Source organism: Bdellovibrio reynosensis, assembly GCF_022814725.1.
Lineage (GTDB): Bacteria > Bdellovibrionota > Bdellovibrionia > Bdellovibrionales > Bdellovibrionaceae > Bdellovibrio > Bdellovibrio reynosensis.
The window spans coordinates 2,113,807-2,131,304 of record NZ_CP093442.1 but is presented as its reverse complement, the minus strand read 5'-3'; the positions used below and the strand labels follow the sequence as shown (position 1 = coordinate 2,131,304).

At 42.5% G+C, this 17,498-nt stretch carries 15 protein-coding genes; 9 read left to right on the top strand and 6 right to left on the bottom strand.

Annotation, left to right across the window (positions count from 1 at the left end; all coding sequences use genetic code 11):
* Positions 1 to 286: 286 nt before the first annotated feature.
* The 3 genes from MNR06_RS10005 (at position 287) to MNR06_RS09995 (ending at position 2,871) form a co-directional block, all read left to right on the top strand.
* Positions 287 to 832, top strand: coding sequence for a hypothetical protein (locus tag MNR06_RS10005; protein WP_243535607.1), 546 nt, complete (start codon positions 287 to 289; stop codon positions 830 to 832).
* An 80-nt stretch (positions 833 to 912) separates the two neighbouring features.
* Positions 913 to 2,094, top strand: a complete 1,182-nt coding sequence (locus tag MNR06_RS10000) for an acetyl-CoA C-acetyltransferase (RefSeq protein WP_243535605.1) — start codon at positions 913 to 915, stop codon at positions 2,092 to 2,094.
* Between the two features lie 18 nt (positions 2,095 to 2,112).
* Entirely contained in the window at positions 2,113 to 2,871 is a 759-nt protein-coding gene (locus tag MNR06_RS09995; protein WP_243535603.1) for an SDR family oxidoreductase, read from the top strand.
* Here MNR06_RS09995 and MNR06_RS09990 read toward each other — a convergent pair.
* Entirely contained in the window at positions 2,863 to 4,182 is a 1,320-nt protein-coding gene (locus tag MNR06_RS09990) for an HD domain-containing protein (RefSeq protein WP_243535601.1), read from the bottom strand. The genes MNR06_RS09995 and MNR06_RS09990 overlap by 9 nt on opposite strands.
* 456 nt (positions 4,183 to 4,638) lie before the next feature.
* Between MNR06_RS09990 and MNR06_RS09985 the strand changes: the two genes are divergently transcribed.
* From MNR06_RS09985 to MNR06_RS09970, 4 genes are all read left to right on the top strand, one after another.
* Complete coding sequence (locus tag MNR06_RS09985; RefSeq protein ID WP_061834647.1) at positions 4,639 to 5,484, top strand: flagellin N-terminal helical domain-containing protein; 846 nt, start codon at positions 4,639 to 4,641, stop codon at positions 5,482 to 5,484.
* Positions 5,485 to 6,079: 595 nt separating this feature from the next.
* Positions 6,080 to 6,913, top strand: a complete 834-nt coding sequence (locus MNR06_RS09980; RefSeq protein ID WP_243535599.1) for a flagellin N-terminal helical domain-containing protein — start codon at positions 6,080 to 6,082, stop codon at positions 6,911 to 6,913.
* 193 nt (positions 6,914 to 7,106) lie between these two features.
* On the top strand, positions 7,107 to 7,502 hold the full coding sequence (locus MNR06_RS09975; protein WP_243535597.1) for a hypothetical protein: 396 nt from the start codon (positions 7,107 to 7,109) through the stop codon (positions 7,500 to 7,502).
* 265 nt (positions 7,503 to 7,767) lie between these two features.
* Positions 7,768 to 8,193: a hypothetical protein gene (locus MNR06_RS09970; protein WP_243535595.1), complete on the top strand. Its 426-nt coding sequence runs from the start codon at positions 7,768 to 7,770 to the stop codon at positions 8,191 to 8,193.
* Here the strand turns inward: MNR06_RS09970 and MNR06_RS09965 are convergent, their stop codons facing one another.
* The 4 genes from MNR06_RS09965 to MNR06_RS09950 all read right to left on the bottom strand — a co-directional run bounded on the left by MNR06_RS09965 (position 8,194) and on the right by MNR06_RS09950 (position 14,442).
* Entirely contained in the window at positions 8,194 to 8,964 is a 771-nt protein-coding gene (locus MNR06_RS09965) for a LysR family transcriptional regulator (protein ID WP_243535593.1), read from the bottom strand.
* Positions 8,965 to 8,976: 12 nt separating this feature from the next.
* On the bottom strand, positions 8,977 to 10,476 hold the full coding sequence (locus MNR06_RS09960; RefSeq protein ID WP_243535591.1) for an ABC1 kinase family protein: 1,500 nt from the start codon (positions 10,474 to 10,476) through the stop codon (positions 8,977 to 8,979).
* Between the two features lie 49 nt (positions 10,477 to 10,525).
* Positions 10,526 to 13,129 carry a ribonuclease R gene (gene rnr, locus MNR06_RS09955; protein ID WP_243535590.1) on the bottom strand — a complete coding sequence of 868 codons (2,604 nt, stop codon included), beginning with the start codon at positions 13,127 to 13,129 and terminating at the stop codon, positions 10,526 to 10,528.
* A gap of 248 nt (positions 13,130 to 13,377) precedes the next feature.
* Positions 13,378 to 14,442 (bottom strand): outer membrane beta-barrel protein, encoded by a 1,065-nt coding sequence (locus MNR06_RS09950; RefSeq protein ID WP_243535588.1) that lies wholly within the window; start codon positions 14,440 to 14,442, stop codon positions 13,378 to 13,380.
* 505 nt (positions 14,443 to 14,947) lie between these two features.
* On the opposite strand from MNR06_RS09950, the gene MNR06_RS09945 reads away from it, so the two are divergent.
* Positions 14,948 to 16,021, top strand: coding sequence for a hypothetical protein (locus MNR06_RS09945; RefSeq protein WP_243535586.1), 1,074 nt, complete (start codon positions 14,948 to 14,950; stop codon positions 16,019 to 16,021).
* Positions 16,022 to 16,294: 273 nt separating this feature from the next.
* Here the strand turns inward: MNR06_RS09945 and MNR06_RS09940 are convergent, their stop codons facing one another.
* On the bottom strand, positions 16,295 to 16,471 hold the full coding sequence (locus MNR06_RS09940; RefSeq protein ID WP_243535584.1) for a hypothetical protein: 177 nt from the start codon (positions 16,469 to 16,471) through the stop codon (positions 16,295 to 16,297).
* Between the two features lie 185 nt (positions 16,472 to 16,656).
* On the opposite strand from MNR06_RS09940, the gene MNR06_RS09935 reads away from it, so the two are divergent.
* Complete coding sequence (locus MNR06_RS09935) at positions 16,657 to 17,496, top strand: EamA family transporter (protein ID WP_243535582.1); 840 nt, start codon at positions 16,657 to 16,659, stop codon at positions 17,494 to 17,496.
* The last annotated feature ends 2 nt before the right edge of the window (positions 17,497 to 17,498 follow it).

Sequence of the window (17,498 nt, the reverse complement as noted above, 5' to 3'; positions counted from 1 at the left end):
ATGAGTCACTGACGTAGGTGCTATGGTTCTAAGTAGTTAGAATCACAGACTTGCTGTTCAGATCTTCAAATTTAATCGCGGGTCGGAAAAACCTTATGCAATCCCAGTGCTCATGTGATTCGTTTTGGTACAAACGTAGGACTGTATTGCAGATTTTCGTCAAGTGAAGTGCCAATAGTCGGCGCCTGACGCTTTCAAAAAGAATCTTTTGTTAATTGCTTATTATCTTTATTTTAAAGGGACTTGGCCCCATTTTGGTGGAACGCTAATTGTAAGGAAGTGAAGTATGAAGTTTTTCGTGCCTTTTCTTCTTCTACTAGTGTGCGCTACAGGTTGGGGAGCCCAAGTGGACCTCAGAACAACCAAGCGTATTATTATTCCAGAAGATAAATTCACTCCAAAAATCACCACAGCTGATGTCGCTAAGGTCGTTCCTACGGATTTAAAAGCGGGCGCCAGTCAGGAAACGGTGATTTCTAGAATTGCCGACCGTGGAATCAGTTTATGGTTTAATTCGGCAGCTATGCGCGCAACGACTTTAGGAAGAATTGCAGAAACCACACAAGAAAAACTTAAAACAGATGTCGAACTGCCTGCTGCTTCGGAAGAAGGCGTTAGTCATAAATTTTCATTTAAAATCGAAGCATTTCAAGCGATGGCTAAATTGGAATACACAGGATGGTTAAAAGCAGCCATCAACTATGACGCAAAGATTGCTGAAACTGACATTTCAATTAAAGAGAAAATCTTTGCTAATAAAGATTTAACTCTTTCTCACAAAGGTAATTCTAAGCAGGCGCTGTCTATGATTGGCGTTGCTTGGACATTCTAACAATCCTTTTAAAATTTTAAGGTCTGGTTAGTCTAGTGTCTTTATTTGACGGTAAGGCAAACTGGGCCTAACCTTTCGATATGGAAAATATCGTATTTATCTCTGGAAAAAGAACTCCGTTCGGAGCATTTGGTGGTTCCTTAAAAGATGTTTCGGCAACTGATCTTGGAGTTGTTGCGGCAAAAGGAACTTTGGAACAAGCAGGTGTTTCAGCTGACAAAATTGATCACGTGATTTTTGGTAACGTTGTTCAGTCAGGGGCTGATGCGGCTTACTTACCTCGACACATCGGTCTTAAGACAGGTGTTCCGGTTGGTGTAGGTGCTTTGGGTGTGAATCGTCTTTGCGGAAGCGGCTTCCAGTCTTGGGTGAACGCTATGCAGATGATTCAAACGGGTGAAGCCACTGCGGTTCTTGCTGGCGGTGTTGAACAAATGTCATTGATTCCTTATGTCGCTCGAAAAGTTCGCTTTGATGGAATGCGCATGGGAAATTTCGAACTTGAAGATCTGATGACTTCAGCTTTGACCGATGCCCACGCAAAAATGCCTATGGCGATCACTGCAGAAAACCTGGGTGAAAAATACGGCATCACACGCGAACAATGCGATAAGTATGCAATCCAAACTCAACAGCGTTATAAAGCAGCCCTTGATAAAGGTTATTTCGCCGAAGAAATCACACCGGTGACGGTGGAAGGCCGTAAAGGGTCTGTGGTAGTTGATAAAGACGAGCATCCAAAACCAGATTCTACTTTAGAAAAATTGGCGACTTTAAAGTCTCTATTTAAAAAAGACGGCTTAGTAACTGCAGCGACGGCTTCAGGAATCGTTGATGGGGCAGCCTGTTCACTATTAATGAGTGAATCAAAAGCGAAAGCTTTAGGTCTTAAACCCATGGCTCGTATCGTAAGTTATGCATCCGTAGGTTGTGATCCTACTATTATGGGTATCGGTCCTGCCGGTGCAGCTCGCAAAGCTTTAGAAAAAGCAGGATTGAAACTTGAGCAAATGGATTTGGTTGAAGTGAATGAAGCTTTTGCTGCTCAGTATTTAGCAGTGGAAAAAGAGCTTGGGCTTGATCCAGCAAAATCCAACGTGAATGGCGGAGCAATCGCAGTGGGACATCCATTGGGTGCTTCTGGAACTCGCATCATGAACCACTTGGTTTATGAACTTCATCGCCGCAACGGCAAATATGCTTTGGGTTCAGCTTGCATCGGTGGCGGCCAAGGTATTGCTATCATTATTGAAAAACTTTAGGACGTTTAAGGGGTCATCATGGAAACGAATTTTAATCTGCGCGAACGTACAGCATTGATTGTTGGCCCCTTTACCTCGACGGTGCAAAGCCTGATGATGGGCTTGACCCAAATGGGTGCAGATTGTGTGTTGCTTGATTTCGACAATGCCCCTAGCCAGCGTTTCTGCAATCAGATCAACGATGCCCGCGAAATCAATCCAAAGTTTGGTCGTGCTATCAGCATTAAGTCACCGATGAAAACCGCTGAAGATATCAAAGATGCCATTGGTACCGCGGCTCACTCATTTGGTAGTGTAGATTTATTTATTGATGCGCAAGTTTACAATAAGCCCAATCGCTATAAAATCGGTGATCCAATCAGCTACCTAGAGGATGAAGTTCAGCACAACTTTAAAAGTTCCGTGATGCTAAGCCATGGAGTTTTAAATTTCCTTAAAACCCGTAAGCGCGGACGCATTTTGTTTTTACTAAACGAAAACTATCCCGATCCAATCATTGCTGGCGCAAGGGGAGCTCTGGTCCCTTTTGCTCAGTCCTTGGCAAAACAAGTAGCTGAACACAATATCACCGTGAATGTTTTAAAACTGGGTTTAACTGAAGAATATATCTTAGCTCTTTATCCAGAAGCTAAATCTATTAAGGAAGCGGTTGAAAAGCTTAAAGAAAAAGAGCCGCACCTAAGAATTACTGAGCCAGATAAAATCACCAATACCGTTACTTACTTAGTCAGTCAGTACGGTGCTGCTGTGAATGGCCAAGTGATTTCTTTAAGCTAGATTTAAGCCTTTTAAAATCTTATCAGCCTTTTCGATATTCTCTGGGGCCACGTAAATACGATCAATGATGCGGGCCCCTTCATAGCGTTGGAAAATTTCAGTAGTTTGATTAATCGGTGCCGGTTGCGCCCATCGGTCGTATTGATCAACCACGTAAATTTGCAAAGCACGCTCTTCGGGTGAAGCGGTATGGTACTTAGATAAACGGGCCTTAGAGCTTGTTCTGATCACTTCCATGCCTTGTGATTCCAAAGCCTTTTTCATCAGCTCTGGCTTTTCTGATTCAGAAGTATTGTGCTGTTCGATTAACACTTTAAATGGCTTACGTTGGGCGATTCTTTGCGCCCAAGGGTTTGCGACACTTCTTAAGTGTTCGTGCAGGCGGTAATCGTTATAGTGCGTGTACTGCTCGATATCCCCAGGTAAAACGAAGGTACAGTCTGGGGATGTGAGATAACGATTCAGCATTTCTTCATAGATAATGCTTTTGTGATGGCAATACACCATTAAATGCATGTGATGGCGGGAAATCAAAAAGTCATCGAAGGAATAAAGCGCACGGCGGTTTAAGGCTAGGTACATTCTATTGTCGCGACGGTGGAAGGTCAGATTCTGAATCAACCAAGCTACGTCGATCTTGCCGTAGTTAGTTCCACAGAAGTAACTGTCTCTTTCAAGATAGTCCATGCGGTCCACATCAAGCTCGCTAGACACTAGCTGACTTAGTACCGGTCTAAAATCAACTCCACCATCGATAAAAAAATCATCAGGGCAGTGCAGGGCTTTATCAATTAAGCAGGCTACGTGAATAGGTTGGATGTCCGTGAACTGCTTCGAAATTGTTTCAGCGATTGTGGAATCAGTAACGTACTTAATTGTGTAGTCTTCGTGATTCGCGCGACGGTTGTGGTTCATTACCGTATGCGCTTCTTCGCCATACTGCTCTTGCTCTTTATAAAGCTTGATATTCAGCTCTGAAAGGTGAGGCATCACTTGTTCAGTGGTGTGGCTTAGTGGCCCGTGGCCCACATCGTGAAGCAAAGCTGCTAAACGCAGAACTTGGCGATAGCGAGTTTTCACAGAGGGTTTAGAGAATGGATAAACTTTAAAAATAGAATCAAAAGTTTCACCAGCAAGATGACCTACGCCGACAGAGTGAATGTAACGATTGTGTGTGGCACCTGGAAAACTAAATTCAGCATAACCAAGTTGTTTGATTGCGCGAAGACGTTGATATTCAACTGTATCTAATACAGCCACCTCTTGATCAGAATAAAAAATTGAACCATGAACAGGATCTCTGATCTCCATAACGTCCTCCGCGAGTGCACCAGTGAGATATCTGGCTTCATAAGACTATGTCAATTAGGTTGCAAGGGCAAAGAACGGTGCTCAATGAGGCTTTCTATATATAGTGTTGGTGGGTTTTACAGGATCTACATCTAGAGAAAACCGCAGTTAAGGCTTGATTCCCACAGAAAAAGTTTTCATTTTGAGAATTTTTTTGGGGGATTTGATACACTATTAGAGTTTTTGAAGTAGGCCCATAATCCCTCGTGATTTCGGTATCTTAACTTACTTAAGCGGGTGTTTCTGAAGTGATTTTGCACCTGGGCCTCGGCCCAGATTTGTAAAAAAATGAGACGTATCACTTTAGGAATTTTCAGACACACCGATCAGTACAGTAAGCAACCGCCCATCAGCACCAAGTAAGGTGCTCTGAGTTTCAAGGATCGAAACTCAGCAAATCTTCAAGGAGGAGGAATTATGGGTTTACGTATTAACACGAACACTGCTTCGTTAAATGCTCAGAGAGTTCTCTGGGGGACGAAGATCGGTCTAGATAAAAGCATGGAAAAGCTTGCTTCTGGATTCCGAATCAACAGAGCCGGTGACGATGCCGCTGGTCTAGCGATCTCTGAGAACTTAAAAGCTCAAGTTCGCGGTCTTAAACAAGCTTCAAGAAACGCCCAAGACGGTATCTCTCTCGTGCAAGTAGCCGAGGGTTCGATGAACGAGATCTCTTCGATCTTGATTCGTTTAAGAGAATTGTCTGTACAAGCCGCTTCTGACACCGTTGGACCGACAGAACGTCAGTTCCTAAACGTTGAGTACGATCAGCTTGTATCAGAGATCGACCGTATCTCCGAAGGCACAGAGTTCAACGGAACTCAGTTGCTAGCAGGTGTGGGTTCTATCCTGGACTTCCAGGTAGGTACTAGAAATAATCCTGAAATCGACCGTATCTCTTTCGACGCATCAAAAGCTGACGCTAACTCAGCAGCACTTGGTGTAAACTTGACGTCTGTTGCTGATAAAGCTTCTGCACAAAATGCACTAGCAGCAATCGACCAAGCGATCGTAAGTGTTTCTGCGATGAGAGCAGACTTCGGTGCGATCCAAAATCGTCTTCAATCTACAGTTTCAAACATTCAAGTGTCTGTAGAGAATATGTCAGCCGCTAACTCTCGTATCAGAGATGTTGACGTAGCTGAAGAGACGTCTGAAATGACTAGAAATAATATCTTGTTGCAAGCAGGTACTAGCGTACTAGCACAAGCCAACCAACAAGCTAACGTAGCACTTGGACTCTTGAACAAATCGTTCTCTTAATAGGGGAGTCTCCGGTTAACTCCGGAGCGCCCGACTACTTGACTGAATGATTTAGGTTCATGATCTAATCTTCAATGATCAGATCACCCTCAAGTGTACCCGAGGCTCTACGTGTAATGTAGAAGCTGACAAATGATCTCTGTTTCCTGCGAGTCAAACCCGCCGAGCAATCGGCGGGATGATTAAGGAAAATGGAAAATAGATCTGGAAAATGGATTTGTCTTTGCGACAGTCTTTATATGTTCGTGGACTTGTTTTTGAGACTCTGACTGGAGTCGGTGAGTGGAGATATTTCACTCTGTGGTTTAGAGAATTTCGTTCTCTGATTGTGTTATAAACATCGTTCTTGATGTGTTTTTCTTTTTGTTCTTTCGTGCGCACTTCGCACTCGTTCTGCAAAAAAATTTCCTTCAAATAAAAATAAAATAAAAAATAAAAAATCTGGACTCGAGCAGTTGTTTGTTTTTTCCGAAAAGTTAAGTGGAACTATGTATTGCAAGTTCCGAAATTTTAATTAACAGGTGCACGGATCGCGCCTAAAGCCAATGGATGGCAATTTTTCAAGGAGGAGAAGAGAGTATGCAGGGAGGATAGAATGGGATTAAGAATCGGTACCAACGTGGCAGCATTGAATGCACAAAAAAATCTGTACATGACAAACATCAATGCTAACAAATCAATGGCAAGATTGGCTTCAGGAATGAGAATCAATCAAGCAGCAGACGATGCCGCGGGACTTGCAATCAGTGAAAACCTCAAAGGTCAAATTAGAGGTATTCGCCAGGCAAACAGAAATGCCAACGATGGTATTTCACTTGTCCAAGTCGCTGAAGGTAGCTTGAACGAAGTTTCAAATATGCTCATTCGTTTAAGAGAATTGGGTGTACAAGCTTCATCTGACACGATTGGTGAAACAGAAAGAAAGTTTTTGGATGTTGAGTATCAACAATTGAAATCTGAGATTCAGCGCGTGACCGAATCAACTCAGTTCAATGGTTATGAGTTACTTAACGGTACTGGCGGAAACATTGATATTCAAGTGGGCGTGAACAACGACCCTTTCCGCGACAGAATCAGTTTTAACTCCGGGGCAGCCAATTCATCAATTGAGGCTTTGGGATTAACAGCTGAATCCGTCGGAACGAAAGAGTCAGCGCAACTAAGTTTGAATACGATCGACAGTGCAATGACATCGATCAACGCGATTCGCGCGAATTTCGGTGCCCTACAAAATCGTCTAGTATCAACATCGAATAACTTGTTGATCGCGGATGAAAACTTGTCGGCAGCAAATTCTCGAATCAGAGATACTGATGTCGCAGCAGAGACGTCTGAGATGACAAGAAATAATATCTTGTTGCAAGCAGGGGTTTCAGTGCTTGGCCAAGCTAACCAAGGACAACAATTAGCTCTTAAACTATTGGGCTAATTAGACAGATTCTTCGAGGGCGGTTTCTAAATGGAACCGCCCTTTTTTTATTTTTAAGTCTTAGATTGAAAATTTCAGTTCCAAATTGGATCGCGCAGCTCGCAATTTAATAAGATTGCAAATACGAAATTAGGTATCTGAGGTCCCATCGAATATAAACACTCCTGTATAAATACATACTTTAGGAGTTATTATGAAAACGCTTATTTTCGCAGCGGCACTTTTACTTTCACTTTCTGCCCAAGCCCACGATCAAATCACAACAGTTCTTTCATGTACGCAAATCCATTCAACGGCTGATAACAATTTCGATCTTGAACTTCAAGAAGGCGGCATCGCTGGATTGCTAAGAATCGTTATAAAAAGATATGGTGTGGGATATAACTCGACCGAAACACATTTTGTAAGACGCGGAATTTCTTTAACCTGCGTAGGTTGCCCTGAAGTTTACGAAAACAAAAATATTCAATTCATTTATAGTCCTTTATCAGGTCTTGGCGATTTACGAATTAAGTATGAAGCGGGCTTTGTAACTGAAGAACTTATGTGTGCAGAGGCCGTTACTTCTCAAGCTCCAGCGTATAAATAGTTGACAGCGTTTTTTCTCGAAGTCTTTAAAAGACCAACTTCCCCGTGAAGTTGGTCTTTTTTTTTGCTCGCTCTTTGAATAAAGATGTTTGAGAAAAACTCGGTGGCCGGCAACCGGACAAGTGTCTTTTTGAGTGACAGTGCCAAGTTGGGCCTCCAATTTGAATTATTTCTTATTACGAATCAGTAGGTGGAAATTATTTTTTTGCTCACTTATAAAAACTCTCGAACGCAATTGTTCATAACTTTCAAGAAAAGGAGTTTCTATGAAAAAAATGTTTTTACCTGTCGTGATCACTTCAACCCTTATCGCGAGCGTCTCATTCGCTTCACCAATTAAATGTTATTCGGTGAATCGCCCCGTGGATGACGGTGTTTCCGTCGACGTCATTGAAGGTCAAGAAACTGTGCTAACGGTGCACCACCATGGTTTCTTTGGAAAAAGAATGATCGGTCAATACCTAGTACATAGAACAGTAGGGCTTACAGTTCTTGGTGCTGGTGTGAATTTCGTAAATGAAGAAAGTGGTGTGAATCTTAAAATCAGCCCAACTGTTTATTACTCAGCACCAACCAGTCAGCGTCCAGCAACATTGGTTGTTCAAAGTGATGATAAAGAAAAACCATATCGCACAGCTCTTATCTGCAAGGGCTTAATTCCAAAAAAAGATTCAGAATCAGATCTTAAGTAATTATCTTTCGATCGCCGCTGTGATGTTTTCCCAAAGCACAGGGCTTAATAATTCAGATCCAATCATAAGGACGGGTTCAGCATCCTTGGCCCGTCCTTTTTTTGCTTCCGTGGGCACGTGTCCTGTGCCGCCATGGTTTTCTAACCAAGATTTTCTCATAGCTAAAGAGTTAGAAACAAAAAGGTGGGGATAATCCTCAAGTTCTTTTTTGTTGGCTCTGCCGTATTCAAAGGTACTTAAAACAGCAAAGTTAGTGTTGGATTCAATTTTTTCAAGCTTTTGAAATCCAAGCTCTTCAAGATATTTGAATTTCTGACGTCCAGGGGTCTTAGAAGTGAAAATCAAATCCAAATTGCCCGAAAGAAAATTGGCTTCTAATTCATTTAAATCAAAAATATCCAAAGTAATTTTCTTTACGCCCACTTCTTCAAAACACAGTCGGCAAGTTTTTAGTGCAAAGTCGGAAAGACCTTCTAAGGTACCGATATGCAGTTCTGCGACCATTTGATTATTGCTGATACCTTGCATTTCAAGTTCAAGGCGACGGATGGATTTTTCAAAGATCTCTGCTAATTGAAAAGCCACGCCAGTCCAACCCGATTTGCGCTTTGCTGAACGATCTAATAAAACAATTTTCAATTCATCTTCGATCTTAGCAATAATTCTTGAAAGCTGCGGCTGGCTTAAGCCGACATGCAGGGCCGCCGCCGAAAGATTTTTAAAATGCACAGCTTTAGATAAAACGCTTAGTTCATAATACAGTTGTTGCACTTAAAATCTCCGTTAGGGTTTTCGAATGTAATTTAGAAAAGCAATCATGCCTAAGGTCATAGCGGTCACATAGCCAATAAAGCTTAGCGTAGGAAATCCAGCTATATGTTCGCGGGTATCATGTACAAAAATATAAGAAGCACTTAAGATCAGCGCTGCAATGATAATTCCCAGGAACAATAAGTTTGATGAACTTTCAATGGACCGTTTCAGCTCAATGATTTCACCAATCTTAAGACGGAACGTGTGGTCGGGGCTGTTTATTTTGCGTAAAAAGAAAGTCAGTTGCCGAGGAAGAGCATCAAAAAAGCTTTTTGATTCCCTGGCCACTTGGGCCATGTCGTTAGCGATCCGTTGGGGACCATATTGTGTTTTAGCTAACTCGCCCGCGTATTCAATCGAGTGTTGCAGAAAATCGAAGTCATTTAAAATTTTACGACCCATGCCTTCAATCGAAACTACGGATTTAAAGAAGAGCATCAGATCCGTCGGTACTTGTAGATGGTGACTTGCGGCGATTCCTGCGGACTTCATAAGGATCTTACCTAGGTTGACGTTTTTAAGGGTCAAACCAAAGTAAGGTGCGATCAGTTCTCGTAAATCTTTAGCGAACATATCGACATTCACCTTGTCAGTGAAAGGGGCTAAGTCGACATATTCATAGGCTAATCGTTCATAGTCTTCTTTAGATAAAGCCAAAAGCATATTAGCGATTGCTGATTGAGTTCGAATATTAAGTCGTCCCACCACGCCAAAATCGATCAAGCCGATTTGATTATTTGGCATGATAAAGAAGTTCCCTGCGTGAAGATCGCCATGGAAGATACCATCTTCAAAAACCATTTTTAGGTAAGCTCTTAATCCACGCCGAATAATCTCGTTGGGATCTGTGTTTTCCTGGTTAAGCGCACCATCTTGGGTCAGAGGAATGCCGGGAATCGCTTCCATGACAAGGACTCTTTCGGTCGTATAGTCTAAGTAGACCTTGGGAACTTTAATATATTCCACAGCCGCAAAGTTTTCTTGGAAGCGACGGATGTTGTTCGCTTCAACCACGAAGTTCGTTTCAAATTCCAAGGTTCTAAAAAACTCATCGACGATTCCACGGGGATTGTATGGTCGAGTTTCAGGCATGTACGTGATTAAAAGATCTGCTAAAAGATAAAGAACATTCAAATCATCATTGATAGTTTGAATAATGCCGGGACGTTGAACTTTAATTACGACTTCTTCGCCGGTTTTTAAGCGGGCCTTGTGAGCTTGAGCGATACTTGCAGAACCTAAAGGTTCTTTATCAATGAAGGCGAATTTTTCATAAAGGCTTTCACCGAATTCGTCTTTTAGAACCTCTTCAACCACGTTGAATGAAAGCGGTTGAACGCGATCGTGCAACTTTTCAAATTCAAAGACATATTCTTCAGGAACCAAATCGGGACGGGTGGCAAGCAGCTGACCTAATTTAACAAACGTCGGACCCAGCTCTTCAAAACTAACGCGCATCCTTTCTGCCATCGACAATTTTTCGATGTCAGCGGATGCGCTTATTCTTTCAATGATAAATTTACCGAGCTGAACCTTTTCCGCGACCTGGTGAAACCCGTGTTTTGCGAACACCCCTACTATCGTTCTTAGGCGTGCTGCGTTTTTTAGTGTCTTTCCGATCTGGGTTCCGGTCTTCAGAGGTGTCATAGTCCTCATTATCTCGGAGTTTAGACTTTTCGGCAAATATCAATTTCTTACTAAGCTTTGGCTTGTCCTTAGCAGAGGTTTCCTTGCCAGTATTTTTAGCCACTTCTTTACGTTCTTCACCGTTGTTTTTGCGATAAGCATCTGGGCCTAGAATCATTCTTAAAAGATTTTCATCTGGTTTGCTTTCGCGATCTTCACGCGGTTCAGGTTTAAGACCCATAGATCGATGTGCTTTTTCGATTTTTTGTTGTTGGCCCCGTTCTTCTTGTCGTGAATCGCGGAAGAAAGCGGATTTTCCACCCTTACCGTGGTGTTGTTGTGGCTCACGCTCTTTGTTTTTTCCAAAACCAAGTTTTTCTGGGCCGCGACGCTCTGACTGACGACGATCTTCGCCAGAACGGCGGTCTTCACCGCGACGTTCATCACGGTGACGTCCTTCGCCTGGTTTACCAGACTTTTTCCCGCGAATTTCTTCATCTTTACGATGCAGTTTCTTAAGGAAGCGACTTGCTGATATCTCTGCAGAGGTTTCTTTTTCATAGCCTCCTTTGCGAGCTTCTAAACCGGGGATTGCAAAGTTGATTTGCCCTAGTTCTGGATCAGCAGCAGTCACTTGAATTTTGATGGCATCACCGATGTTGTATGAAAAACCTGATTTTTTAGCTACCAAGCGCAGACTTTCTTCATCGAATTCGAAACGTTCGCCACCTAAGTCTTCTAGACGAACTAAGCCGTCAATATCGTATTCACGAAGTAAAACAAAGATACCAAACTTAGCGACCGAGCTGATCATTCCATCAAACTCTTGGCCCACAAACTTTTGCATGAAGCGGGCTTTTTTAATCGACTGAACTTGGCGTTCGGCTTTCGTTGAACGTTGTTCTGCTGCTGATAAAATTGTACCGGCACTTGCTAAGTCATCTTCACTCATCAGTCTGTACTTCGAATTCGGCATCACCTGATTCTTGATAAGTCTATGTACAATCAAATCAGGATAACGACGGATCGGCGAAGTAAAGTGAGTGTAATCTTCAAAGCCCAAACCAAAGTGACCCACATTGTTCATGCTGTATTTGGCTTGGCTCATCGCTCTTAAAGTTAAGATATTTAAGATCTGTGCTTCAGGACGGTTCTCAAATTCTTCAAGAGCTTTGGTTAAACGCTTTTGCAATTTACCTTGGCCCAGTTTGGTTTTACCGCCAAAGCTTGCCAGGTATTTTTCAAGCAATCGAATGGCCATTTCATTCGGAGGTTCATGGATGCGGTAAAGGGCTGGGATTTCTCGGCTCATTAAGAATTTAGCGACGGCGACGTTGGCCGCCAACATCATTTCTTCAATCAAACGGTGAGAAAAAAGTCGTTCCGAACGTTGAATGTCAATAGGAACGCCAGCTCCATCGATCACCAGTTCTGTTTCGGGGATTTCAAGATCTAAAGATCCTTCTTTAAATCTTTTAACCATTAAGATTTTTGCTAGATCCGACAGGCGAAGAATATTTTCTTTAACGTGGGCGAATTTTTCAATATCGTTACCGTCGATAATTTCTTGGGCTTCACCGTAAGTTACTCGCGCCTTGCTTTCCATCACACCTTCGTAAAAGCGCGATTTTTTCATTTCGCCAGTATAATCAAAAAGCATCTCAGCAACTAAGCATAGGCGAGGTACGTGGGGATTTAACGAACACAGTCCATTACTTAGAACCTCAGGCAGCATCGGCACCACAAAGTTTGGGAAGTAAACGGATGTTCCACGTTCGTAAGCGTCTTTATCAATGGCGGTACCAATTTTTACGTAATGGCTTACGTCAGCGATTGCGACATATAATAAGAAACCTTCTTCGGTCATTTCCACATGAACGGCATCGTCGAAGTCTTTGGCAGTAGCTCCGTCGATGGTGATAAGATTTTTATCACGCAAATCGACGCGGTCTTTAAAATCTTTTTCATCTGGAAGTTCGCTAAATTCTTCAGCTTCTTCTAAAGTCGCGCGAGAAAAATTCTGTGGAATATTATTAGATAAAATGACTCGTTTGATGTCCGTTAAAGGATCTAAGGCATCACCGATGACTTCAGTGACTTTACCGGTGAACGATTTTCCTTCTTCGGGATACGTAATGATTTCGGCTGCAACTAACTCTTTATCTTTGGCACCTTGGGAATCTTCAAGTTTGATTTTAAGGTCCTGGCCCCAGCCTTTTCCTTCATCACGGATGGCGCCGATTCTGTCGTTCATTTGATAAAAACGGCCTACAACAGTTTTAGTTCCTCTAGAGATAATTTTAACGATTTCACCACGGAAACGGTCCGTTCCCTTTTCTGGAAAGACTTCGATGGACACCTTGTCGTTCGTCATCACGCCTTCCATGCTATGGCGTGGGATATAGACATCAGGATGTTCTACGTCTTCAGGAATAAAAAAGCCGAATCCGTCTGGATGTCTTTTAATGGTGCCGTTCAGGAGTTGTTTCTTTTGCATCTTCTAGTTGTTCTTCCTTGTGAGGTTCGCAGGACAAAGCCTGAAACATGCCTTCCCGGCATTACCAATAAGACTAACACAACTTAAGAAGTGGGAAAAAACATTATTCTCGCAAAGATTTCTTAAAAAAAGATCTGCAGCGAAAAGGCGGTTAACTTAAACACTTGTGATTAATAGAAATTTATCGAACTGAAAAGGCAGGCGGTAAGAAAACTTGAAAGGGGACACTGGGCCCCCTTTCACCATTTTTAGAAGTAAGCTAAGCCCGTGATTGAAAGGACGCCCGCGTCTTCTTTCATAAGAGCCACCCCGTCTTCATCAGGGAAGATCATTTCGTTGGCTTTATCTTGGCGATATTCCACGTAAACATTTAAATTTTCTGATACTGCGATTTTGTCAGAGACTGTGATTGAATTGATCTCGTCTGCAGGCCCGTAGCCAATTTCATTTGCGCCGCGAACTTGTTCATAACGGATACCCAAGTTGTGTTGACCTAATCCATAAACCAACCATAAAGAAGTCGAATCAGCCCAGCGTGTATGGGCTTCAGCTTCAAACTTTGAAGTTTTAGATTCGTATTCAAGTGCTGTGGTGAAGTTGTCAGCTAACTTATAAGAAGCATAAACGCTGGCAGCAGATTTGTCTTCTTTGGCTCCGCTAACGGCATTTGTGTCAGTACCCATTAAGTAACCCGCGAATAAAGAAGCGCGTCCCATCGTTTGGCTAACTGAAAGCTCTGTTGTTTTTGTAGTTTTGCGATCATCGCCGTAAGCTACGTACGGAGCTTTATTATAGGATGTCAAAGACACCGTCATATCATTATATATGTATTTGGCGCGCACACCTTCACCAAAGGACGGAACAATTTGAGAAAAAGCAATAGTCGTCAGATACATCAAGTTGTCCATACGGGTGGAGGATTCAAAACCTAAAGTAGTTAAAAATCTTCCGAAGCCAATATATAGATAGCTACTAGGCTTATAATAAAGTTCGATCTGCTCAAGGTTGCCGAAGTTTGAATTTTCATTTTCAGTGGGTGAAGTAGCATATTCAGTCGGAGAAAAAGCGATACGAGCCATAAAAGCCATTTTCTCGGTTTCTTTAGACAATAAGATTTGTGCCTGGTTAAGGCTGTAAACTTGATCGTCGCCGGCACTCGAATTCGGAAGTGAATCATTGCCAGGTGTAAGCATCGAATAGTTAAGGGCTGCTTCACCACGGACAGTAATACCGTCAATTTCTACAGCTTGTGCAATAGATGTCGTACCAAGAAGCATCACTATTAATAATGACGTATTAAATAACTTGTTCACGTAATCTCCTTTAATTCATTTGGAGCGCTTAGTGTTAGACAAAATTAGGGGCAAGGTCTAGCTGACTTGTTACATAACTTCGAAGATGACTAGACCTTAATCCAGTGAACGGGGTTACTTTTGCAAACTCGCGTCAATGTCCAAAATAAACCGGAAAAGTGGACCGAAAAAAATAAAACCCCGTCAAAAAAACTTAATCAAAGAAAAATTTCCCGTGCTTCATTTGACTTAACGGAAATCCAAGGCTGGTGCGGTTTTCATGTAATTATAGAGCGAAAAAAATCGCGCTGAATTTTTCAAAAAAACTTACTCAAAGAATTTTTTTTCGCGAACGCTTTTTTTGCGATCAAAATTGATGAGATTGGATCGAACAGAGGTACGAAATTTTTTTGTTGTTGATCTTAGGCTAGGTCGTCATTAGCATTTTTTATGTACAGGCTTAGAACCTTTAATGGATTAAAAAATATGCGGCCGCAAGGTCGCAAAGAAACGAAAGGATGCAACAATGAAAAAACTTTTAGTACTAGCAGCTTTGACAGTTGCGGCTACTCCTGCTCTTGCTTCTAAAGCTCGTTTGACAGCTTTGGGCAATGCAGCTCACTTGATCGATACTCAAACGATCTTCGTAAACTCTGCAGACATTCACTATCTTGGTGATTTCGCTACTCTTGAGTTCGGCGCTGCGAACAATGCAGGTGCTGTACCTCACGCTGAAGGTGGATTCGTAAGATCTTCTGCAATGGGTAAATGGGGTGCTTACCTTGGTCGTCAAAGCGCTACTGTTAGCGAATTTGTAAAAGCAGTTAATGACAATGCTTTGGTTGGTCCAGACCTTTTGAATGAACAAAATGCTCTTGATCTAATGTATGGTACTGAACTTGCTGGTTTAAAATGGGGTTTCGGATTCCATTACTCTGCAGCTAAAGATGAATCTGATGCAGCTGCAGGCAATAGAAAAATTGGTACTATGGGAGCTTCTGCCGGTGTTAGAACTGACATCTGGGATGCATACGTACGTTTCGGTTTGATGGGTAAATCTGAGAACGATCTTGCTCCAGTTGCTCCAGAACTTGAACAAAAAGGTCTTATCGATCTTGGTGGTGGTTACTGGATGGATTCTATGTACGTTTATGCAAAATACCTCACAACAAAAGGTACTTTGACCGCTGGTGGAACTGACACTGACATCGAGAAAAACGAATACTCTATCGGTGCTATCGATACAGTAAAAGTTGACGGTGGAAGCTTCTTCTATGGTGCTTCTTACGCTTCTTCTGAATTGAAACAAGGACCTGCTACGAGAACTGCTACTGGTCTTCCTGTACTTGTTGGTATGGAGCTAGATGCAACTTCTTGGATGGTTTTACGCGGTTCAATCAAACAAACAGTTCTTTTAGGCGATGTTAAAGACGACGCGAACGATGGCGATACTCAACTTCTTAACGACACTACAGTTGCTGCGGGTGCTGGTTTGAAATTCGGTAAATTGACTCTTGATGGAACTCTAGCTGGTTCTACAACTGGTGATGTTAACGCAAATACATTGCTAGCTAACGCTTCTATGACTTACATGTTCTAATCGGAACATCTAAGAAATTAGAATAAAGAAGCCCAGGGTAACCTGGGCTTTTTTTTGCTTTTTTTAAAAGGTTGAATTGCTGAAAATAGGTCATATGCAAGGCGGAGGTCTTTACCGCAGCGAAGCCGTGGCAGCGCCACGGCGGAGAGAGGACAAAGGCCGACAACGCAGTCAGATGACCTATTTGCAGCGATTCAAAAGGGAAAAGCCCAGAAGTTGGGGGAAACTCCTGAGCCTTTTTGGGGGCTATTCAAATATTCTGTCTGCTAGAAATTAACGAACACCAGCTTTAACCACTTGTTTGTCTGTCTTAACAGCGTAAGTAGCTTTTGTAGGATTCGTGTTAGCAAAAAGACCACCGTTGCCTTTGTGATCACATTTCGTAGTCGCGAAAGAAGTTGAAGCTGTTAGTGCGATCATTGCTGCAGTGATGATTTTTGCGAATGTCATTTTGAACTCCTTCGTAGCAAACGGTATATATATCCCTAATGCTATGACCGTGCCGAAAGAATCGTTTCATTCTGGGAAAGGCCGAACCAGATATCGCATAGTTAGCAGGGCTAAAACACCCTGATGCCAAAGTGTGCCCTTGGGCGCGCGCGACTGTCAGCTTTCTAACAGAAGGATCGTAGATTATGCGCCAACATCTTTTACCTTTGGGTTTGTTATTGATAGCAATGCTTTCAATTCAGTATGGTGCTTCGATTGCAAAGCAATTCTTCCCACTTGCAGGTGCCGCCGGAACCACTGCTTTACGCGTTTCATTTTCAGCCATCATGTTATTCATCGTCGGCAGGGCTTGGAAACATAATATTTCCAAGGGAAACTTTTTTATCCTTCTCGCGTATGGTCTTTCCCTAGGTTTGATGAACCTGACGTTCTATTTTGCCCTAGAAAGAATTCCTTTGGGAATTGCAGTGGCGATTGAGTTCATTGGTCCATTATCAGTAGCAGTTTTAGCTTCTAAAAAGCGAGTGGACCTGCTTTGGGTCGCCTTGGCAGCCCTAGGAATATATTTAATTCTTCCAACATCAGAATATAGCGGAAGCTTAGATCCCATCGGCATCCTCTTTGTCTTATGTGCAGCTCTATTTTGGGCGCTTTATATCGTATTTGCCAAAGCCGCAGGTAAGCACGGCTCTAGTTTGCAAGTATCAGCATGGGGAATGGTGTTCGCAGCACTTTCAGTGTTACCCTTTGGAATCTTCTTAGAAGGGGACAGGATCAAAAACCCAAGCCTGTGGCCAATGGGTTTAGCCATCGCTTTATTATCAAGCGCCATTCCCTATTCGCTAGAAATGAAGGCGATGAGAAATATCCCCGCAAAAACCTTCGGCATTCTAATGTCGCTAGAGCCAGTGGTCGCAACAGTAATAGGAACTATTTTTTTAAAGGAAACATTAGAACCGATACAGTGGGCTGCGATTTTTTGTATTGTTATAGCTTCGGCAGGAACTTCTTTAAGTCATAGTTAGAA